The 20,736-nt window shown below is 60.8% G+C and carries 22 protein-coding genes and 1 tRNA gene; 5 read left to right on the top strand and 18 right to left on the bottom strand.

The window, feature by feature from the left end; translation table 11 throughout:
- Positions 1-46 precede the first annotated feature (46 nt).
- From hscB to trmJ, 7 genes are all read right to left on the bottom strand, one after another.
- Positions 47-568: a co-chaperone HscB gene (gene hscB / locus ACZ5BO_RS28320; RefSeq protein ID WP_025129552.1), complete on the bottom strand. Its 522-nt coding sequence runs from the start codon at positions 566-568 to the stop codon at positions 47-49.
- Between the two features lie 8 nt (positions 569-576).
- Complete coding sequence (gene iscA / locus ACZ5BO_RS28325; RefSeq protein ID WP_020298469.1) at positions 577-900, bottom strand: iron-sulfur cluster assembly protein IscA; 324 nt, start codon at positions 898-900, stop codon at positions 577-579.
- A 42-nt stretch (positions 901-942) separates the two neighbouring features.
- A complete protein-coding gene (gene iscU, locus ACZ5BO_RS28330) occupies positions 943-1,329 on the bottom strand; it encodes a Fe-S cluster assembly scaffold IscU (RefSeq protein ID WP_007929523.1) in 387 nt (128 codons plus the stop codon).
- 94 nt (positions 1,330-1,423) lie between these two features.
- Positions 1,424-2,638, bottom strand: a complete 1,215-nt coding sequence (locus ACZ5BO_RS28335) for an IscS subfamily cysteine desulfurase (RefSeq protein ID WP_025129551.1) — start codon at positions 2,636-2,638, stop codon at positions 1,424-1,426.
- Positions 2,639-2,688: 50 nt separating this feature from the next.
- The gene (iscR, locus tag ACZ5BO_RS28340) at positions 2,689-3,180 is read right to left on the bottom strand and encodes a Fe-S cluster assembly transcriptional regulator IscR (protein WP_011063217.1); all 492 of its coding nucleotides are present in this window, start codon (positions 3,178-3,180) and stop codon (positions 2,689-2,691) included.
- 219 nt (positions 3,181-3,399) lie between these two features.
- Entirely contained in the window at positions 3,400-4,176 is a 777-nt protein-coding gene (gene cysE / locus ACZ5BO_RS28345; protein ID WP_025129550.1) for a serine O-acetyltransferase, read from the bottom strand.
- Positions 4,176-4,949, bottom strand: a complete 774-nt coding sequence (gene trmJ / locus ACZ5BO_RS28350) for a tRNA (cytosine(32)/uridine(32)-2'-O)-methyltransferase TrmJ (RefSeq protein WP_464697112.1) — start codon at positions 4,947-4,949, stop codon at positions 4,176-4,178. The genes cysE and trmJ overlap by 1 nt, the downstream gene beginning before the upstream one ends.
- Positions 4,950-5,195: 246 nt before the next feature.
- Between trmJ and suhB the strand changes: the two genes are divergently transcribed.
- The gene (gene suhB / locus ACZ5BO_RS28355; RefSeq protein ID WP_007929514.1) at positions 5,196-6,011 is read left to right on the top strand and encodes a type III secretion system regulator SuhB; all 816 of its coding nucleotides are present in this window, start codon (positions 5,196-5,198) and stop codon (positions 6,009-6,011) included.
- 135 nt (positions 6,012-6,146) lie between these two features.
- Here suhB and ACZ5BO_RS28360 read toward each other — a convergent pair whose 3' ends face one another.
- The 6 genes from ACZ5BO_RS28360 to queA form a co-directional block, all read right to left on the bottom strand.
- Positions 6,147-6,701 carry a glycine zipper 2TM domain-containing protein gene (locus ACZ5BO_RS28360; protein ID WP_025129548.1) on the bottom strand — a complete coding sequence of 185 codons (555 nt, stop codon included), beginning with the start codon at positions 6,699-6,701 and terminating at the stop codon, positions 6,147-6,149.
- 121 nt (positions 6,702-6,822) lie between these two features.
- Positions 6,823-7,737: a protein translocase subunit SecF gene (secF, locus tag ACZ5BO_RS28365; protein WP_025129547.1), complete on the bottom strand. Its 915-nt coding sequence runs from the start codon at positions 7,735-7,737 to the stop codon at positions 6,823-6,825.
- A gap of 9 nt (positions 7,738-7,746) precedes the next feature.
- Positions 7,747-9,615, bottom strand: coding sequence for a protein translocase subunit SecD (gene secD, locus ACZ5BO_RS28370; protein WP_025129546.1), 1,869 nt, complete (start codon positions 9,613-9,615; stop codon positions 7,747-7,749).
- 62 nt (positions 9,616-9,677) lie between these two features.
- Entirely contained in the window at positions 9,678-10,016 is a 339-nt protein-coding gene (gene yajC, locus ACZ5BO_RS28375; RefSeq protein WP_011063224.1) for a preprotein translocase subunit YajC, read from the bottom strand.
- A 47-nt stretch (positions 10,017-10,063) separates the two neighbouring features.
- On the bottom strand, positions 10,064-11,179 hold the full coding sequence (tgt, locus tag ACZ5BO_RS28380) for a tRNA guanosine(34) transglycosylase Tgt (RefSeq protein WP_177330287.1): 1,116 nt from the start codon (positions 11,177-11,179) through the stop codon (positions 10,064-10,066).
- A gap of 14 nt (positions 11,180-11,193) precedes the next feature.
- On the bottom strand, positions 11,194-12,258 hold the full coding sequence (gene queA, locus ACZ5BO_RS28385; RefSeq protein WP_025129544.1) for a tRNA preQ1(34) S-adenosylmethionine ribosyltransferase-isomerase QueA: 1,065 nt from the start codon (positions 12,256-12,258) through the stop codon (positions 11,194-11,196).
- Between the two features lie 108 nt (positions 12,259-12,366).
- Between queA and ACZ5BO_RS28390 the strand changes: the two genes are divergently transcribed.
- Positions 12,367-12,451: transfer RNA gene (locus ACZ5BO_RS28390), tRNA-Leu, on the top strand.
- A 99-nt stretch (positions 12,452-12,550) separates the two neighbouring features.
- Here ACZ5BO_RS28390 and ACZ5BO_RS28395 read toward each other — a convergent pair.
- Positions 12,551-13,216 carry a M35 family metallo-endopeptidase gene (locus ACZ5BO_RS28395; protein WP_025129541.1) on the bottom strand — a complete coding sequence of 222 codons (666 nt, stop codon included), beginning with the start codon at positions 13,214-13,216 and terminating at the stop codon, positions 12,551-12,553.
- Between the two features lie 421 nt (positions 13,217-13,637).
- Here ACZ5BO_RS28395 and ppk2 point away from each other — a divergent pair, with 421 nt between their 5' ends.
- The gene (gene ppk2, locus ACZ5BO_RS28400) at positions 13,638-14,534 is read left to right on the top strand and encodes a polyphosphate kinase 2 (RefSeq protein ID WP_177330286.1); all 897 of its coding nucleotides are present in this window, start codon (positions 13,638-13,640) and stop codon (positions 14,532-14,534) included.
- 82 nt (positions 14,535-14,616) lie between these two features.
- On the opposite strand, the gene ACZ5BO_RS28405 is transcribed toward ppk2, so the two are convergent.
- The 4 genes from ACZ5BO_RS28405 to ACZ5BO_RS28420 form a co-directional block, all read right to left on the bottom strand.
- Positions 14,617-15,522, bottom strand: a complete 906-nt coding sequence (locus ACZ5BO_RS28405; protein ID WP_025129539.1) for a DMT family transporter — start codon at positions 15,520-15,522, stop codon at positions 14,617-14,619.
- Positions 15,512-16,834, bottom strand: a complete 1,323-nt coding sequence (gene ectB, locus ACZ5BO_RS28410; RefSeq protein WP_464701397.1) for a diaminobutyrate--2-oxoglutarate transaminase — start codon at positions 16,832-16,834, stop codon at positions 15,512-15,514. Before ectB ends, ACZ5BO_RS28405 begins: the two co-directional genes overlap by 11 nt.
- Positions 16,835-16,902: 68 nt before the next feature.
- Positions 16,903-18,246: a SidA/IucD/PvdA family monooxygenase gene (locus ACZ5BO_RS28415; RefSeq protein ID WP_025129537.1), complete on the bottom strand. Its 1,344-nt coding sequence runs from the start codon at positions 18,244-18,246 to the stop codon at positions 16,903-16,905.
- A 127-nt stretch (positions 18,247-18,373) separates the two neighbouring features.
- Complete coding sequence (locus ACZ5BO_RS28420; protein ID WP_464697113.1) at positions 18,374-18,997, bottom strand: glutathione S-transferase family protein; 624 nt, start codon at positions 18,995-18,997, stop codon at positions 18,374-18,376.
- Between the two features lie 84 nt (positions 18,998-19,081).
- Here ACZ5BO_RS28420 and ACZ5BO_RS28425 point away from each other — a divergent pair, with 84 nt between their 5' ends.
- Both ACZ5BO_RS28425 and ACZ5BO_RS28430 read left to right on the top strand, forming a co-directional pair.
- Positions 19,082-19,927 (top strand): AraC family transcriptional regulator, encoded by an 846-nt coding sequence (locus tag ACZ5BO_RS28425; RefSeq protein ID WP_464697115.1) that lies wholly within the window; start codon positions 19,082-19,084, stop codon positions 19,925-19,927.
- A 48-nt stretch (positions 19,928-19,975) separates the two neighbouring features.
- A complete protein-coding gene (locus ACZ5BO_RS28430) occupies positions 19,976-20,713 on the top strand; it encodes a hypothetical protein (protein WP_025129534.1) in 738 nt (245 codons plus the stop codon).
- The last annotated feature ends 23 nt before the right edge of the window (positions 20,714-20,736 follow it).

Consider the following 20,736-nt stretch of genomic DNA (forward strand, 5'->3'; position numbering starts at 1 on the left):
TCTGGACTTATCTGTATATCAGGCGTGCGACCGGAGCGGCACTGGGTTAATCGTCGAGGCGCTCTTCTAACTGGCGCACTTCGTAGGTGAGCTTGTCGAGGAACTGCATGCGTCGCATCAGGCGCTCGGCCTGCTCACGTTGCGCTGCATCATCCCAACAGGCTGCGAAGCTTTCGTTCAGTTCATCCTGGGCTACCTTGAGCCGGCGCTTGAAGGCCGCCACTCCAGCCAGGTCGGCGCTGTCCTGCAGGTCTTCGAGCTCTTCGCGCCATTGCATCTGCTGCAGAAGAAACTCCGGATCATGCACCGTGACTTCCAGCGGCAACTCGCCACCTTTCAAAGCCAACAGGTAACGGGCGCGCTTGGGCGGGCTCTTGAGGGTCTGGTAAGCCTCGTTGAGGCTCGCCGACTGCTCCAGGGCCAGACGCTGCTCGCGCTCGGAAGCATCGGCAAAACGGTCTGGATGAACCCCACGCGCCAACTCACGGTAGCGCGCGGCCAACTGCTCGAGATCCAGGCGGAAGCTCGGTTGCAGCTCAAATAAAGCGAAATGACAAGGAGTACCCACAAGAAGCCTCAGATGTTGAAGCTTTCGCCGCAGCCACATTCACCGCGCACGTTGGGGTTGTTGAACTTGAAGCCTTCGTTCAACCCTTCCTTGACGAAATCAAGCTCGGTGCCGTCCAGATAGGTCAGGCTTTTCGGGTCGATGATCACTTTCTCGCCGTGACTCTCGAACACCTGATCGTCCTCGCCGACCTCGTCGACGAACTCCAGCACATAGGCAAGGCCGGAACAGCCTGTGGTGCGAACACCCAGACGAATCCCATCACCCTTGCCGCGCCCATTGAGGGAGCGTCGCACGTGTTGAGCAGCCGCTTCTGTCATGCTGATAGCCATCGTGACTCCTTACTTGTCGCCAAATCTGTGAAAGCCGATCGATCAGATCAGGCCTTTCTTCTGCTTGTAGTCGCGAACGGCGGCCTTGATGGCGTCTTCGGCGAGTACCGAGCAGTGGATCTTCACTGGAGGCAGGGCCAGCTCTTCAGCCAGCTGGGTGTTCTTGATGGTTTCGGCCTCGTCCAGGGTCTTGCCCTTCATCCACTCGGTGGCGAGGGAGCTGGAGGCGATTGCCGAACCGCAACCATAGGTCTTGAACTTGGCGTCTTCGATGATGCCCTGCTCGTTGACCTTGATCTGCAGGCGCATGACGTCGCCGCACGCCGGAGCGCCGACCATGCCGGTGCCGACATCAGGGTCTTCCGCGTTCATCTTGCCGACGTTGCGCGGGTTCTCGTAGTGGTCGATGACCTTTTCGCTGTAAGCCATGATTCTTAATCCTCACTCATCAGAGAGTCGCTCTGGGGTTCTGCAAATCGCCGTTATCGGTACGCTCTACAGAACCCTGTGCGGCGACTTATATTCAGTGTGCCGCCCACTCGATCTTCGAGATATCGACGCCATCTTTGTACATGTCCCACAGCGGCGACAGAGCGCGCAGCTTGGTAACGGCTTCGCAGACTTTCTGCGCCGCGTAATCGATTTCTTCTTCAGTGGTGAAGCGGCCGAAGGTGAAGCGGATCGAGCTGTGGGCCAGTTCATCGTTGCGACCCAAGGCACGCAGGACGTACGAAGGCTCAAGCGAAGCCGAAGTACAGGCCGAACCGGAAGACACCGCCAGGTCCTTGAGGGCCATGATCAGCGACTCGCCTTCAACGTAGTTGAAGCTCAGGTTCAGGTTGTGCGGTACACGGGCGGTCATGCTGCCGTTGATGTACAGCTCTTCCAGGTGCTCGACCTGCTTGTAGAAGCGATCGCTCAGGGCCTTGATGCGTGCATTTTCGGCGACCATGTCTTCCTTGGCGACGCGGAAGGCTTCGCCCATGCCGACAATCTGGTGAGTGGCCAGGGTGCCGGAACGCATGCCGCGTTCATGGCCGCCACCGTGCATGGTGGCTTCCAGGCGCACACGAGGCTTGCGGCTGACGTACAGCGCGCCAATGCCTTTAGGGCCGTAGGTCTTGTGGGCAGAGAAGGACATCAGGTCGACTTTCAGGGCCTGCAGGTCGATTTCGACCTTGCCGGTGGACTGAGCGCCGTCGACGTGGAACAGGATGCCCTTGGAGCGGGTCAGCTCGCCGATGGCGGCGATGTCGTTGACGGTACCGATTTCGTTGTTCACGTGCATGATCGACACCAGGATGGTGTCGTCACGCAGGGCAGCTTCCACCATGGCCGGGGTGATCAGGCCGTCTTCGCCGGGCTCGATGTAGGTCACTTCGAAGCCTTCACGCTCGAGTTGGCGCATGGTGTCCAGGACAGCCTTGTGCTCGATCTTCGAGGTGATCAGGTGCTTGCCCTTGGTGTGGTAGAAATGCGCGACACCCTTGATGGCCAGGTTGTCGGACTCGGTAGCACCTGAGGTCCAGACGATTTCACGCGGGTCGGCGTTGACCAGGTCAGCCACTTGGCGACGGGCGTTTTCCACCGACTCTTCGGCCTTCCAGCCAAACACGTGGGAGCGGGACGCCGGGTTACCGAAGTTTCCGTCGACCAGCAGGCATTCACTCATCTTTTGCGCAACACGCGGATCGACCGGTGTGGTCGCTGAGTAATCAAGGTAAATCGGCAATTTCATGGACTCTCTCCTAAATCAGGCTGGCTGGCGTGCCGCTAGCTCTTTGGCTGTCATTCGACGGCGGACGCTTCAATCTTGTCCAGGCGCGGCGCCTTGCCATTACAACGGCGCTGGTCCTGACGCTGGGCTACTTCTTGCACCTCACGGCGAGTCACAAGGTCAGCCAAGCTGATACCGCTTAGAAATTCGTGGATCTGCAGGCTCAAGTCGCACCACAGGTGATGGGTCAGGCAGGTGTCGCCGGCGTGACAGTCACCCAGCCCCTGGCATTTGGTGGCGTCGACCGATTCGTTCACCGCATCGATCACCTGGGCTACCTGGATCCCCTGCATGTCGCGGGAAAGCTGATAGCCACCACCAGGCCCCCGCACGCTGGACACCAGATTGCTGCGGCGCAGCTTGGCGAAAAGCTGTTCGAGATAAGACAGGGAAATGCCTTGGCGCTCAGAGATATCGGCCAGGGAGACCGGGCCATGTTGTGCGTGCAACGCCAGATCGAGCATGGCGGTCACCGCGTATCGGCCTTTAGTAGTCAGTCGCATGGACAAGTACCACGGAGTTTCGGAATGGAGGCGAGTATGCAATACCCGAGTAATCGAGTCAACTATAAGACCAACTACTTTAGTCGGGTTTACCCGCAAAAGAGCGCGCGAATCATAGCAAAGTCTGCGACGTAATGGCACAGCGGATGGCAATAACTGACCTACGGACAGCTTGCTCCAGCAAGCCGCCTCCCCTACCAAGGAGCCGGCTGCCGGATATCAACCGACCTGACTGTCGCCCTTGCCCTTGACCTCGGCAAAGTCCTCTTCGCGCAGTACAGGCAGATCCTTGGCACAGTAATCGCTGCCCAGATCCTTCAGCGCGCCACACATATCTTCAAGACGACCATCGACCGCCTGCAGATGATCCAGTAGCTGGCCAATGGCCCGAGCGACCGGATCCGGCATGTCCTCGCTGACGCCGTAGGCATCGAAACCGAGCTTTTCCGCCATCGCCTTGCGCTTGGCTTCCTGCTCGTCGTTGGACTTCATGATGATCCGCCCCGGAATCCCGACCACCGTGGCGCCGGCCGGCACCGCCTTGGTCACCACGGCATTGGAGCCAACCTTGGCCCCCGCCCCCACCGTGAAGGGCCCCAGCACCTTGGCGCCAGCCCCCACCACCACACCATCCTCCAGGGTCGGATGGCGCTTGCCCTTGTTCCAACTGGTACCGCCCAGGGTCACCCCCTGGTAGAGGGTGACGTCATCACCAATCTCGGCAGTCTCGCCAATGACGATGCCCATGCCGTGATCAATAAAGAAACGACGCCCCACCTTGGCCCCAGGATGAATCTCGATCCCGGTCAACCAGCGCCCGAAGTTCGACACCAGGCGCGCCAGCCACTTCCAACCCATGCCCCACAGGGCACCGGACAGACGATGAATCCAGATCGCATGCATGCCCGGGTAGCAGGTCAGCACCTCGAAGGCATTGCGCGCCGCCGGGTCACGATGGAAAACGCTTTGGATATCTTCACGCAGACGCTCGAACATCATTGATCCTTCCGCTTCTGCAGCTCCCCACGGGCCGCTTTCTGGGTTTCCGTGAGGATGCCACGCAATATATTCATTTCCGCCCGGCTGACCGAGCTGCGACCGTACAACCGACGCAAGCGCGCCATCAAGTGCCGCGGCTTTTCGGGATCGAGGAAGTCGATGGCCACCAGAGTCTGCTGCAGGTGCTCGTAGAACCGCTCCAGCTCATCCATGGTGGCCAGCTCTTCGCTGCGTGGCGAAGCCACTTCGTCCTTCTCTACCTTGCTCGGCCGGCCCTGGGCTGCCAGCCAGGACATGCGCACCTCATAGGTCAACACCTGCACCGCCGTCGCCAGGTTCAGCGAGCTGAACGCCGGGTCCGAGGGGATATGCACATGGAAATGACATCGCTGCAGCTCATCATTGGTCAGGCCGGAATCTTCACGACCGAACACCAGGGCGATCTGCGCGCCCTGCCCGGCCTCCTCCACCACTTTCAACCCTGACTCACGGGGATCGAGCAGTGGCCAGGGAATCCGTCGATCGCGGGCACTGGTGCCGAACACCAGGGTACAGCCTGCCAACGCCTCTTCCAGCGTGGCCACGACCTGGGCGCTTTCCAGGATATCGGTAGCACCGGAAGCCCGCGCATCCGCCTCATGGGAGGGGAACACCCGCGGTTCCACCAGCACCAGCCGCGACAAGCCCATGTTCTTCATGGCACGCGCAGCCCCGCCGATATTGCCCGGATGACTGGTATTGACCAGGACGACACGAATGTTCTGCAGCAAGGGAGGCGCTCTCGGACACAGGAAAGGGGAGCAAATCTTACAGAACGGACACCACTCACGCCTTAAAAATAACCGCCAGAGGATTCCGGCACTTTATATAGAGGCGCTCCAGCACCCTTACAAACACTGCCGCTCAAGGAGCGCCGCACAGCGGATCGATGCAATCAAAGCGAACGCCGTCCTTCATCTGCAAAAGTTTTCTGCTAGAATGCTCGGCTTTCTTTAACAACCTTAGGTGACCTATCCATGCAGCCAATGCTGAATATCGCGCTGCGCGCCGCCCGCAGCGCCAGTGAATTGATTTTCCGCTCCATCGAGCGCCTGGATACCATCAAGGTCGACGAAAAAGACGCCAAAGACTACGTATCCGAAGTTGATCGCGCTGCCGAGCAGAAGATCATCGACGCGCTGCGCAAGGCCTACCCGACCCACGGCATTCTCGGTGAAGAAACCGGCCTGCACGCGGGCAGCGGCGAAGGCGAAGACTACCTGTGGATCATCGACCCACTGGATGGCACCACCAACTTCCTGCGCGGCATCCCGCACTTTGCCGTGAGCATCGCCTGCAAATACCGTGGCCGCCTGGAACACGCCGTGGTCCTGGACCCAGTGCGCCAGGAAGAATTCACCGCCAGCCGTGGCCGGGGCGCCCAGCTGAACGGTCGTCGCCTGCGCGTCAGCGGTCGCACCAGCCTGGACGGCGCCCTGCTGGGCACCGGCTTCCCGTTCCGTGACGACCAGATGGACAACCTCGACAACTACCTGGGCATGTTCCGCGCCCTGGTCGGCCAGACCGCCGGCATCCGCCGCGCCGGCGCTGCCAGCCTGGACCTGGCCTACGTGGCCGCCGGTCGTTTCGATGCATTCTGGGAGTCGGGCCTGTCCGAATGGGACATGGCCGCAGGCGCCCTGCTGATCCAAGAAGCCGGCGGCCTGGTGAGCGACTTCACCGGCGGTCACGACTTCCTGGAAAAAGGCCACGTAGTTGCAGGCAACACCAAATGCTTCAAGGCGGTACTGACCGCCATCCAGCCGCACCTGCCGGCCTCGCTGAAGCGCTAAGCAGCAGCGACAAAAAAAGCACCTCACGGGTGCTTTTTTTATGCCTGGGGATTGCCCCGCCTCTGAGCAACCTCAAAAAAGGCTGTCCCCAGCAAAAAAGCCGCCCTGAGGGGCGGCTTTTCATGCACATCGGGCTTATTGACCCGGCTGATTCTGGTTCTGACCGAGGATCAGGCGACCCTCCTTATCCACCGGAATCTGATTGCCCGGATCGCGATCCATACGCACCTGGCCCTGCTTGCCACCCAGGTCGTACTTCACGTCGTAACCCACGATCTTGTCGCTGATGTCATTGACCGTGTTACAGCGAGTCTGGGTCGTGGTGTAGGTATCACGCTCCTGCATGCCTTCCTGCACCTTGTTACCCGCATAACCACCACCTACAGCACCGGCCACAGTGGCAATCTTCTTGCCATTGCCATTACCGATCATGCTGCCCAGCAGACCGCCGCCCACCGCACCGGCCACGGTCCCCAGGATCTGATGCTCATCCTTGACCGGACGCTGGCGGGTCACGGCGACATCCTTGCAGACTTCCCGCGGCGTCTTGATCTGTTGTTTCACCGGCTGCACAGCCAGCACTTGCGCATACTCAGGGCCGCTTTTAACCAGGCTGTAGGTGGCAACAGCACCCCCGGCGGTGACACCGACAGCACCCAATACCGCACCAACCAGCAACGACTTGTTCACGTGAACCTCCTGACCATACATGCGGGTCAAAGCCCGCGCTTCTCCCAGCCTTGGAGCAAAAAAAAAGGCGCGAGTTCAACACTCGCGCCTTTTTTACTGACAGCCGGAAGAGATCAGATCCTCAAGGACGGTCGTCCACTTCCTTCTCGGTATTGGCCGGAGGAATCAGGTCTTCACTGTTCAGGTTCAGCCAGATCAGCACCACGTTGGCGATGTAGATCGACGAGTAGGTACCCGCCAGAACACCGACGAACAGGGCGATAGAGAACCCCCACAGGTTGTCGCCACCAAAGAACAGCAGCGCAATGATCGCCAGCAAGGTGGAAATCGAGGTCGCCATGGTCCGCAGCAGGGTCTGGGTAGTCGAGATGTTGATGTTCTCGATCAGGCTGGCCTTGCGCAGCACACGGAAGTTCTCACGCACCCGGTCGAATACCACGATGGTGTCGTTGAGCGAGTAGCCGATGATCGCCAGCACCGCCGCCAGCACCGTCAGGTCGAAGGTGATCTGGAAGAACGACAGGATACCCACGGTCACGATCACGTCGTGGATCAGCGAGACAATCGCACCGACCGCGAACTTCCACTGGAAGCGGAACGCCAGGTAGATGAGGATGCCGCCCAGGGCCATGAGCATGCCGAGGCCGCCCTGGTCGCGCAGCTCTTCACCCACTTGCGGGCCGACGAACTCGACGCGCTTGACCTGCGCCGGGTTGTCGCCGCCGACCTTCTGCAACGCAGCCGCCACCTGATGGCCCAGCTGCGGGTCTTCGCCCGGCATCCGCACCAGCAGGTCGGTGGTTGCACCGAAGCTCTGCACGATGGCTTCGTGATAACCGGCGTCGTTCAGTTGCGAACGCACCTTCATCACATCCGCCGGACGCTCGTAGGTCAGCTCGATGAGCGTACCGCCGGTAAAGTCCAGACCATAGTTCAAGCCCTTATGGAACCAGCTGAACAACGCCAGGACGGTAAGGAGCACAGTGACGCCGAACGCAACGTTGCGCACGCCCATGAAGTTAATAGTACGTAACATGGCAGCCCCTTAAATCCACAACTTCTTGAAGTCACGACCGCCGAAGATCAGGTTGACCATCGCGCGGGTCAGCCAGATGGCCGTGAACATCGAGGTAAAGATCCCGAGGGACATGGTCACTGCAAAACCCTTGACCGGGCCGGTGCCCATGGCAAAGAGGATGCCACCCACCAGCAACGTGGTCAGGTTGGAGTCCAGAATCGCAGTGAATGCCCGGCCGAAGCCTTCGTTGATTGCCCGCTGCACGGTCATGCCAGCGGCGATTTCCTCACGTATCCGCGAGAAGATCAGCACGTTGGCGTCCACCGCCATACCCATGGTCAGCACGATACCGGCGATACCCGGCAGGGTCAGCGTAGCCCCCAGCAAGGACATCAGGGCCAGCAGCAGGACCATGTTCAATGCCAGCGCCACGGTGGCGATGAGGCCGAAGAAGCGGTAGATGGCAATGATGAACAGCGACACGAACAGCATGCCCCACAGGGAAGCATCGATACCCTTGGTGATGTTGTCAGCACCCAGGCTTGGACCGATTGTGCGCTCTTCAGCGAAGTACATCGGTGCCGCCAGACCACCGGCACGCAGCAGCAGCGCCAGCTCGGAGGACTCGCCCTGGCCGTTCAGGCCGGTGATGCGGAACTGGCTGCCCAGTGGCGACTGGATGGTCGCCAGGCTGATGATTTTCTTCTCTTCCTTGAAGGTCTGCACCGCCACGTCTTTCTCGACGCCGTCCACCATTTGCTTGGTGTAGGTGGTGGTCGGCTTCTGCTCGATGAAGATCACCGCCATGCTGCGACCGACGTTGGTCCGGGTCGAACGGTTCATCAGCTCGCCACCGTGACCATCCAGCTTGATGTTCACCTGGGGACGGCCGTGCTCGTCGTAACCGGCCTGGGCATCGGTCACCTGGTCACCGGTGATGATCAGGCCACGCTCGATCTGCGCAGGAGGACGGTTGCCCTCACGGAATTCGAAGGACTCGGAAGTCGCCTTGGAAGCACCCGGCTCGGCGGCCAGACGGAATTCCAGGTTGGCGGTCTTGCCCAGGATCCGCTTGGCTTCAGCGGTGTCCTGCACGCCTGGCAGTTCAACCACGATGCGGTTGGCGCCCTGGCGCTGAACCAGAGGCTCGGCTACACCCAGCTCGTTGACCCGGTTACGCACGGTGGTCAAGTTCTGCTTGATGGAGTATTCGCGGATTTCCGCCAGCTTGGCCGGGGTCATCGCCAGACGCAGCACCGGTTGGCCATTGAGGTCGGCCGGTACGATGTCGAAATCATTGAAGTTCTTGCGGATCAGCGAACGGGCCTGTTCACGGCTGTCTTCGTCGCTGAAGCCCAGCTGGATGGCACCATTGAGCTGCGGCAGGCTGCGATAGCGCAGGCGCTCTTTGCGCAGCAGGCTCTTGACATCGCCTTCATAGACTTTCAGGCGGGCGTCGAGGGCTTTGTCCATGTCCACTTCCAGCAGGAAGTGCACACCACCGGACAAGTCCAGACCCAGTTTCATCGGGTGCGCACCGAGGTTGCGCAGCCATTGCGGGGTGGTTTGCGCCAGGTTCAACGCCACCACATAGTCATCGCCCAGCGCCTTGCGCACTACATCCTTGGCCGGAAGCTGGTCTTCCTTGTTGATCAAGCGCAGCAGGCCGCCCTTGCCGTTGGCGGCAATGGAAGCAGCCTTGACGTTGATGCCGGCGTCGGTGAGCGCTTTGCTCGCACGATCCAGATCCGCCTGAGTGACCTGCAACGCGGTACTCGCGCCGCTGACCTGAATGGCCGGATCATCAGGGTATAGATTGGGAGCGGAATAAATAAAACCGATCGCCAGCACCGCCAGGATCAGTAGGTACTTCCACAGAGGATATTTGTTCAGCATCACGCCGCCCGTTTATGACGCGGGGCGCCTTGCGCGCCCCGTCGATTGGTAAAAGATGAAACTTAGATGGCTTTCAGCGTGCCTTTTGGCAGCGTGGCAGCGATCGCGCCCTTCTGGAACTTCAGTTCAACGGAGTCCGACACTTCCAGTACCACGAAGTCGTCGGTCACTTTGTTGATCTTGCCGGCGATACCACCGGTGGTCACAACTTCGTCGCCTTTTTGCAGGCTGCCCAGCAGGTTCTTCTGCTCTTTGGCGCGCTTGGCCTGTGGACGCCAGATCATCAGGTAGAAGATGACCAGGAAGCCGACCAGGAAAATCCACTCGAAACCAGTGCCAGCAGGACCGGCAGCAGCAGGTGCAGCGGCGTCCGCATACGCGGCAGGGATCAAAAAGCTCATATAACACTCCGATAATTTCAGAATTAGTGTCTTAACGTCTTTAGAACTTATTCTAAAGGCGGCACGGGTAACCCGCGTTTGGCATAGAAGGAATCGACAAAGGCGGCCAATGTACCTTGTTGAATAGCCTCGCGCAAACCAGCCATAAGACGCTGGTAATGGCGCAAATTATGGATGGTATTGAGCATACTCCCGAGCATTTCCCCGCACTTGTCCAAGTGATGCAGATAGGCACGGGAGAAGTTCTGGCAGGTATAGCAATCACAAGTCGGATCCAGCGGCGAATCATCATGGCGATGGAACGCGTTACGGATCTTCAGCACGCCGGTATCGATGAACAGATGCCCATTGCGGGCATTGCGGGTTGGCATCACGCAATCGAACATGTCCACACCGCGGCGCACACCCTCAACCAGATCCTCTGGCTTGCCAACTCCCATAAGGTAACGAGGTTTGTCGGCCGGCATCTGGCCTGGCAGGTAGTCCAGGACCTTGATCATTTCATGCTTGGGCTCGCCCACCGACAGGCCGCCGATGGCCAGGCCGTCGAAGCCGATCTTGTCCAGGCCTTCCAGGGAACGCATGCGCAGATCCTGGTGCATGCCACCCTGAACGATACCGAACAGCGCCGCCGTGTTGTCGCCATGGGCGTTCTTCGAGCGCTGGGCCCAACGCAGGGACAGCTCCATGGAGATCCGCGCCACGTCTTCATCGGCCGGGTACGGGGTGCATTCATCGAAGATCATCACGATGTCCGAACCCAGGTCGCGCTGCACTTGCATCGACTCTTCCGGGCCCATGAACACCTTGGCGCCATCCACCGGCGAGGCGAAGGTCACCCCCTCTTCCTTGATCTTGCGCATGGCTCCCAGGCTGAACACCTGGAAACCGCCGGAGTCGGTAAGAATCGGGCCGTTCCACTGCATGAAGTCATGCAGGTCGCCGTGCTTCTTGATCACTTCGGTGCCCGGACGCAGCCACAGGTGGAAGGTGTTGCCGAGGATGATCTCGGCGCCCGTGGCGACGATATCCCGCGGCAGCATGCCCTTGACCGTGCCGTAGGTGCCCACCGGCATGAAGGCCGGGGTTTCCACCGTACCGCGGGGGAAGGTCAGGCGACCGCGACGAGCCTTGCCATCAGTGGCCAGCAGCTCGAACGACATACGACAGGTGCGACTCATACAGTTTCCTCTGGGGCCGATTCCCGGGGACCGGTGGGCGCCGGATTACGGGTGATGAACATCGCATCACCGTAGCTGAAAAAGCGGTATCCATTTTCCACCGCGGCGCGATAGGCGGCCATGGTCTCGGGATAACCGGCGAACGCCGAAACCAGCATCAACAGCGTGGACTCCGGCAAGTGGAAGTTGGTCACCAGGGCATCGACCACATGGAAGGGCCGCCCTGGGTAGATAAAGATATCGGTGTCGCCGCTGAACGGCTTGAGCACGCCATCGCGGGCCGCGCTTTCCAGAGAGCGCACGCTGGTGGTGCCCACCGCCACTACCCGGCCACCACGGGCCCGGCACGCGGCCACGGCATCCACCACGTCCTGGCCGACTTCCAGCCATTCGTTGTGCATATGGTGGTCTTCGATGCGCTCCACCCGCACTGGCTGGAAGGTTCCGGCACCGACGTGCAGGGTCACGAAAGCGGTCTCGACGCCCTTGGCAGCGATCGCCTCCAGCAGCGGCTGGTCGAAATGCAGGCCGGCGGTCGGCGCTGCCACCGCGCCCAGGCGCTGGGCGTACACGGTCTGATAGCGCTCGCGATCCGCGCCTTCGTCCGGGCGGTCTATATAAGGAGGCAACGGCATATGCCCGACCCGGTCCAGCAGCGGCAGCACCTCTTCGGCAAAACCCAGCTCGAACAGGGTGTCGTGGCGGGCCAGCATCTCGGCCTCGCCGCCGCCCTCGATGAGGATCTTCGACCCCGGCTTGGGCGACTTGCTGGAGCGCACATGGGCCAGCACGCGATGGCTGTCCAGCACCCGCTCGATGAGGATTTCCAGCTTGCCGCCGGAGGCCTTCTGGCCGAACAGACGGGCCGGAATCACCCGGGTATTGTTGAACACCATCAAATCGCCCGGGCGCAAATGCTCAAGCAAATCAGTGAATTGACGGTGGGCCAAGGCGCCGGTTGGCCCATCCAGGGTCAACAGACGGCTGCCGCGACGCTCGGCCAATGGGTGGCGGGCGATCAGCGAATCAGGAAGCTCGAAGGTAAAGTCAGCAACGCGCATGATGGGGTTCGTCTAGCAGGGCCGGAAAGTTTAGCGGAATAAGTAAAAATTGACCATGAAAGCCGATTGACCAACGGTAACCGCCTCTCTATACTTCGCCGCCATTGAGCCCTGATGGCGGAATTGGTAGACGCGGCGGATTCAAAATCCGTTTTCGCAAGAAGTGGGAGTTCGAGTCTCCCTCGGGGCACCAAACATGAAAAAAGACCTTGAATTTCAAGGTCTTTTTTTTCGTCCGCAGAAAAGTGCCGGCACCACGCCCCACTCCAGGCCTGGCCGCTCCCCCTCCTGATCAGTCGTACAGATCTTCCGCGTAATACTCGTAGTTATCAGCATTCTCCACCGCGTCGCTCGGACGATTGGCTGCCAGGTTCTGCGCGCCAGCCACGCCATAGCCGCCGGCAATATCGTCCGTATGGCCAATGGAGTGGGTCAGCTCATGCACCACGCTGCCCGCCTGGGTGTCAAACCCCACCCGCGGCGGCAAGGCAAAGAACGCGGTACAGAACCAGGCCTCCACGTCCCCGCGGACATTGACGAAGGTGGCCGCGATATCCCCAGCCGCATCGCATGGATCATTCGGGTTGACCCGGCAATAAGCGGTCAGGGTGCTGCCGCTGTTGAGCTTGAAGCGCACGCCGTCGAGCACCGCACGCACTCGCTGGTAGCGGTCCTGATTGAAGGTGCCGAACCAGGTCCGGTAGGCCAGGTTCTGATTGTTGCGAAAGGCCGCCTCATTGTTGTTGACCTGGTTGTAGGCATTGCTCGACCAGGTGGTGGCGACGGCCACGGCATTGCTCACAGCGGTGCGATCGGCCTGGGTGGCGCAGGACCCGTCAAACGCCACATTGATCGCCAGCGCCGATTGCGCCAGCGCGCCCAGCCCCAGCAGCAACAGCAGGCTTTGCAGCCGAAGCGCCAGGCGGCGGGTTGAACGGACAACAGTATCAGTATCCATATTCAGCATCCTTCCATGCAGGTTCCGAGGAATGTCGCTCCCCCTGCCAGGGGCGACACCTGCATTGGAGTCCCGAGTTCTCCGGCACATCAGCAGGAATTGCTTCCGTGGCCAGGGCCCTGGAGCCCGCGCGCCCGATACAAGCTTCTCTCGGGCACAACCTTGACGGAGGTCAAAGACCCGACGTTTGAGGGCCATACACTTGTAAACGAACATTTGAACAAGACGCATAGGCCCTCCTTATATGAGTGAAGAATCCACCCTCCGCCCCCAACCCAAAGCCTTGCCGGAGGCCACCACCAGCCCCACCAAGAGCACCCCGCGCAAACCTGCAACACCCCGTCCGCGCCGCTCACGTACCGCCAAGGCGGCCCCGGTAAAGGCCGCCGAAGCCGAGATCAGCGCCATCAGCCAGAAACCCATGGCCCTGCAAGTGGCCAGCGCGCCCCGCGGCTCCAACGAAGACAGCGTGTCGGCCGTGCTGCCGGGCAACTACCCGTACCGCAGCCGGATGCGCCGCGCCGAATACGAAAAAGCCAAGAACGAATTGCAGATCGAACTGCTCAAGGTGCAAAGCTGGGTCAAGGAAACCGGCCAGCGCATCGTGGTGCTGTTCGAAGGCCGTGACGCCGCCGGCAAGGGCGGCACCATCAAGCGCTTCATGGAGCACCTCAACCCTCGCGGCGCGCGGATCGTGGCCCTGGAAAAACCCTCGGAACAGGAAAAGGGCCAGTGGTACTTCCAGCGCTACATCCAGCACCTGCCCACTGCCGGGGAAATGGTCTTCTTCGACCGCTCCTGGTACAACCGCGCCGGGGTGGAACGGGTGATGGAGTTCTGCTCGCCCCTGCAATACCTGGAGTTCATGCGCCAGACCCCAGAGCTGGAACGCATGCTGTGCAACAGCGGCATCCTGATGTTCAAGTTCTGGTTCTCGGTGAACCGGGAAGAGCAGCTGCGACGCTTCATCTCCCGTCGGGACGACCCGCTCAAGCACTGGAAGCTCTCGCCCATCGACATCAAGTCCCTGGACAAGTGGGACGAGTACACCGCCGCCAAGCAGGCGATGTTCTTCCACACCGACACCGCCGATGCGCCGTGGACGGTGATCAAGTCCGACGACAAGAAACGCGCACGGATCAACTGCATCCGGCACTTCCTGCACGAGCTGGACTACCCGGGCAAGGACTTGAAAGTCGCCCATGCACCGGACCCGCTGCTGGTGGGCCGCGCTTCGCGGGTGGTGGAAGAGGATGATCGGACCCAGGCCCAGGCCGCGGCCGATGCCGGGGCGACGAGGCTGGCCTTGTCCGCCTGATTTACCGGCAAAAAAAACTGCGCGCAGGCCAGGCGGGTCTACGCGCAGAAAGTGGAGCGGAACAATAGCTTTGGCCGGGGCCTCAGGCGGCCTCGGTCACTGGTGCGACCTTCTCCGGCGGCTTGATCGAGCCGATGTACACCGCAAAGATGGTCAACAGCGCGCCGCTGATCTGCATCACCGAGCTGGCCTTGCCGAGGAACGCCACGTCGACGAAGTAGGTGATCACCGGCTCCAGCAGCAGGATCAACCCCGCCAGCCCGAGGCTGATGGCGCCGATGGAACGGTTGACCAGCAACCAGCCGACAAACTGCACCATCACCCCATAGATGATCAGCATCACCAGGGTCTGGCCGTCGACGATCGCCAGGCTTTCACCCATGGCCAGGGCGTACACCAGCAGCACCAGCGCAGCCCACAGGCTCAGGTTGAGCATCTGTGCGATTTTGTCACCTCCGCCATCAGGCAACTGCGTGTTGACCTTGAGGAAGTACACACAGATGGCATAGGCCAGGCCCGACAGCACACCGTACACCACGCCCTTGATGCCTATCGCACTGGTCATTTCCGGCAGCAGCAACAGGTACAGGCCGACAAACGCCAGGGTGATGGAGATCAGGAAGTAGATCGACGGCTTCTCCTTGAGCAGGTACAGGCCCAGCAGGGTCATGAAGAACACCTGGCAGTTGGTCAGGATCGAGCCGATGCCCGGGCCGACGATGTAGATGCTCTGGTGCCAGAGCACCAGGTCGATGGCCAGGAACACCCCGGCCAGGGCCGTGTACAGCTGCGCCTTGGTGCTCTTGAGCAGCACCGGGATACGCCGCACCTTGAGCAGCAGGAAGAACAGGATCGAAGCAAACAGCATCCGGTAGAAGCCGGCACCGCCGGCACCGATGTTGGCAAAGGCCACGGCCAGCGCCGACAGGCTGAGCATCAGCCCGCCGATGGTCAGCTCGATGATGGCGCGGTTGGTATTAGTCGACATGCGCGACTCCATTAATGAACACCAGAGGATCGACGTCCTGGACCGGGTCACTCAAGGTGCCCTGCTCCAGCACTTGTTGCATGGCATCGAAGATGCTCGCCAGACCGGCCTGCAGCGTTTCACTGCTGATGGTCAGCGCCGGCATCAGCTTGAGCACCTGGTCCACCGGGCCGCAGCGCTCGATGATCAGGCGCCGGGCGAAACAGGCACGCATCACCCCGGCGGCCAGGGCCGGGTCATGGAACTCGATCCCGTAGAACAACCCACGCCCGCGCACATCCTTGATGTGCCCGCCAAAGCGCTCAGTGACCTCGCTTAACCATTCCTTGAGCTGCGCCTCGTTGGCCTGGATGTGCTTGACCAGGCGGTCATCGCTCCAGAACTCCTGCACCGTCTTGGTGGCGGCGACAAACGCCAGGCTGTTGCCGCGGAAGGTGCCGTTGTCCTCGCCGGGGGCCCACTGATCCAGCTCCGGGCGATGCAGCAACAGAGCGAACGGCAGGCCATAGCCGCTGAGGGACTTGGACAGGCAGACCATGTCCGGGGTGATGCCCGAGGGCTCGAAGCTGAAGAAGGTCCCGGTACGGCCACAGCCGGCCTGGATGTCATCGACGATCAGCAGAATGCCGTGCTCGGCGGTCAGTTGGCGCAGGCGCTGCAGGAACTCTGCCGAGGCCACGTTGATTCCGCCTTCACCCTGGATGGTTTCCAGGATCACCGCCGCCGGAATGTCCATCCCCGAGCTGTTGTCCTTGAGCAGGCGCTCGAAGTACTCGATGGAATCGAGCCCCGAAAGGTAGCTATCGAAGGGCAGGCGAAACACATAAGGGTCGACCCCGGGCTGGCGGTTGTCGCGATTGCCGGTCAGGCCCAGGGAGGTGTTGGACATCCCGTGGAAACCGTTGGTGAACGCCACGATGTGTCGGCGCCCGGTGATCTTGCGCGCCAGCTTGACCGCCGACTCCACCACGCTGGTGCCGGTGGGCGAGGTGAACTGCATTTTGTAGGACAGAGCCCGTGGCGCCAGGATGATCTTGCGGAAGTTGTAGATGAACTCCTGCTTGGCCCGGCTGTGCATGTCCAGGGCGGCCTGGATGCCGTCCCGTTGCAGGTAGTCGATGACCGCGGCCTTGACCGCCTTGGGATTGTGCCCGTAGTTCACCGACCCGGCACAGCTGAGGAAGTCGATGTAGGCCTGGCCTTTCAGGTCATAGAGGTAACTGCCCTGGGCCTGGTCGAAGACCACCGGAAAACTGCGGCAATAGCTGCGCGCCGAGGATTCCACATCAGCAAATACGCCCAACTCATCCATTTCTGAAATATCCATTACTGCCTGCTCACATAAAGGGGTCGAGGTTCAGGATTCGAGGTGACTGTGGTTCAGGCGATCTTTTCCGCCGCCTGGGCCAGGCCCAGTTGCTGGTTCAGCGAGTTGAAGATCTCCCTTGAGCGCAGCGACAGCAGGCTGAAAGAGCCGGCGTCACCGTAGCCATGGGAGGATTCGCACAGGCCATTGAGGTACAGCGCCGGCAAGTGACTGCCCTTGGCCGCTGCCAGGCTGTAGTCACGGCCGATGCGGATCACGCCCTGGGCATCGCAGTCCAGGTGCTCGGCCAGGTCCTTGAGGATCGCCGGGTAGCGCTCCTCCTGAGGGCCGGTGCCGAGGTTGCGGAAACCGGTGGCCAGGACAATGGCGTCCAGCCCGCCCAGTTCCTCGGTGATCTGGGTATGGGTGTTGAGCAGCGTCAGGCGATAGCCCTCGCCCTCCGGCGTACAGCCCTGGATATCGTTGAGGCCCTTGATGACCACCCGCTCACGGCCCTGCAACTTGTCCTCATACATGCCCACGTAGAGTTCCTTGATCACGTCGGCATCGGCAGCGGAGTAGTTGGTGTAGTGCAAGTGGCGGTTGATGTTCTTCTTCGCCTCGGCGGAGCTGTTGTAGTACTGGTCGACAAAGGATGGGAAGTACACGTGCTCGCTGAACTGGCTGGTGTCCTTGAGGCGGAAACCGTAGCCGCGCTGCAGGTTGACGATTTCCAGGGTCGGGTAGGTGTGGCGCAGGTGCAGGATGATCTCGATGGCGCTCTGGCTGCCGCCGACCACCGCCACGCGCTTGAGCTCGCCCTTTTGCGCCAGCTGGGCCAGGCGCCCCAGGTACTGGGTGAGGTGGAACACCCGGTCCGGTGCGGCGTTGGCGAACACCTGCGGAATCACCGGGGTACGGCCCGGGGCCAGGACCACGGCACGCGCCTGGTACTGCACACCGGCCTGGGTGGTGATGGTGTAGAGGTTGCTGAGCGGGTCGACCTGGATCTGCGCCACGCTCTGGTTGTAGGCCACGTCCCGGGCGAAGAACCCGGCCACCCAGCGCACGTACTCGGCGAACTCGCTGCGCAGCGGGAACTCCAGGCCCAGGTTCAGGTGTTCGAACAGGCGATCGTTTTCGAACAGGAAATTGGTGAAGGTGTAGCGGCTGCGCGGGTTGCGCGGGGTCACCAGGTCGCGGCTCGGGTGATTCTGGATATCACTGCCGGACAGCATCATCTCCGGCTGCCATTGAGTGCTCGGGTGACGTTCGAGAAACAGCCGGGTTCCGGCAAACTCCATTTCTTCCATGGCGATGGCCAGGGCGATGTTCGCCGGGCCAAAACCAATGCCAATCACGTCGTAGATTTGCCCGTCACGGCCAACATCCTTGGCAGTCACTTTATGAACACTCATAAACTCCCCTCCCTGAAACAAAAGTCAGACTCGAAAAAGCAGAAAAAACACCAGGGTCTTTTCTGCCTTCAGTCAAAGATTCATTAATTTTTAGTTAGCGTTATTCGTTATAAGTAACTGGCTCTTTTCAAACTTCCGCTGCGGCCAACTTCAGCCACTTCTGCACGGGCGGATAAGCCAGAACTTGTTCGACATAAGCTTGCAGTTGCGCCGGTACTGCCACGCCATAACGGCGGAAGCGGAACACCACCGGTACGAACATCGCATCGACAATGCCGAAGTCGCCGCACAGGAACTGCTTGGAGCCGCTGGCCTGGCGCAGGTTGTTCCAGATGGCGAAGATCCGCTGGATCTCTTCCTGGGTATCGGCGGTCAGCGGCTCGGGGGTATCGCCAGTGTTCAAGCCGAAGGACATCTGCGTGCGCAGGTTGACGAAACCCGAGTGCATCTCGGCCGCAGCGGCGCGGGCCTGAGCCTTGACCAACGGGTCCTGGGGCCACAGGTTGGCCGACGGATAGGCCCCGGCAACGTACTCGCAGATGGCCAGACTGTCGTTGATCACCACCTTGTCCAGCAGCAGCGCCGGCACCTTGCCCGAGGGCGAATGGCGCAGGATCTGCTGACGGGTATCGTCCTGTTCCAGCTTGACCTGAATGGTCTCGAAGGAAACGTCTGCCGTTACAAGAACCAGCCATGCACGCAATGACCATGAAGACTTTTTGTAATCGCCAATAACTAGTTTTGTAGGCATCACTTTCCCTAGCTTGCGTAATGAAATGGGTGCTAAATTTAGCGGCTCTGTTTTCCACCGTATTGCACAAAACTGGACAAACTCATGGATGAGCACGGACGCGGTAAAGTCCCCCAGAAAGACAAGAACTTCGTTCAGTTCTGGCGAATACCCGAAGGCGATTGCGAGTTGTTGTCCGCGCGTTACAGCAACCAGTCTTTCGGCAGGCACTCCCATGATCGTTATGCAGTCGGGGTTATAAGCAGCGGGGTGGAAAAACTGTTTTATCGCGGTGACTACTACTTGGGCAGTGCCGGTAGCGTGGTCACCATCACCCCTGGGGAAATTCATGACGGCTTGCCCGGGCATGACCAGGGCTGGATGTACCGCATGCTTTACCTGGACCCTGGCTGGGTCAACCGCACGATCTTCCAGGGACGCTTCGGCGCCGAGCACATCCATCTGTTCCAGAGTGCGTTGAACCTGGATCCGGGTTTTGCCCTGACATTCCTCCAGCAGCACCAGATCATCGAGAACTCCCCGCCCAGCCTGGAGCGCGAATCCATCCTCCTGGACCTGGTGACCCAGCTTTTCGAGCGCAGCGGCGCGCCCATTGCCGCCATTGCCAGCGCCGAACGCAGCGCGATCAAGTTCATCAAGAAAAAACTCGAAGACGAATACGCCCGGCACATTCCCCTGGAGGAACTGGCGCAGCTGGTGGACATGGACCCGCTGTACCTGATCCGCGTGTTCAAGAAGACCGTGGGCGTGTCGCCCCACAGCTATCAGATCCAGAAACGCGTGGCCCAGGTGCAGAACCTGCTGCGCACCGGATCCAGCCTGGCCGAAGCGTCCTTCAGCTGTGGCTTTTTCGACCAGAGCCACATGACCCGCGCCTTCAAGAAGGTGGTGGGCATCACCCCTGGCAGCTTCCGCAACAGCCGCGCCTGAATCGCGCGCCCCGCCTCCCCCTTTGAGCCTCAACCCAAGGACCGCTTCATGCCTACCGTTGCAACCCCGGAACTCACCCAACTGCCCGCTGGCGCCGTGGCTTTTCCCGACGCCCGTGACCTGTTCGTCGCCGACCAGCAGGAACTGGCCGAACACCTGCTGCCGCTGCTGTCCATCGATGCCAGCCTGATCAATCCCGAATGGTCCGGGCGCCTGCACCTGCTGAGCCCCATCGAACCGTCCGAAGGGTTGGTGGGGCAGCTGACGGAAAACTGCGGCTTCGACACCGAGCTGCTCAAGACCAACTGGATCGGCCTGAAGCTCGAAGACGGCCGCTACCGCCTGTGCGGCGACCCACGCTACTTCTTCCTGCACCCGGACAATGCCCAACTGCCCGAGCCACCCTACAACGGGCGCGCCGATCTGCAGCGCCATTACGCCGAAGAACGCGCGGCCTATCAGGCAGCGCGCCAGCGCTATCAGGAACGCGGTTACCTGAGCTGGGCGCAGGATGCCGAGCAGCGCCTGACCTTTATCGATGAGATGGGTGGCGTGGCCGAAGGCTACGGCAACTGGGTGGAAACCGTGGAGTTCCCCATGGACATCGTCGAAGCCACCGACGACAGCGGCGACATCGATATCTGGCCCCTGAGCCCGGCGGGCCGGCGTTTCCAGCACGCCCTCAGCGTGCCGGCCAGCCACTACGGCATCAGCGGCGCCGACCTGATCGTGATGTTCTACGAGCCCGTGGAAGGGCTGGTGCTGTTCTGCTTCGACTGGTCCTGAGGCCAGGCTCCTGCTGAACCCCG

It is taken from the genome of Pseudomonas sp. FFPRI_1 (assembly GCF_055384485.1).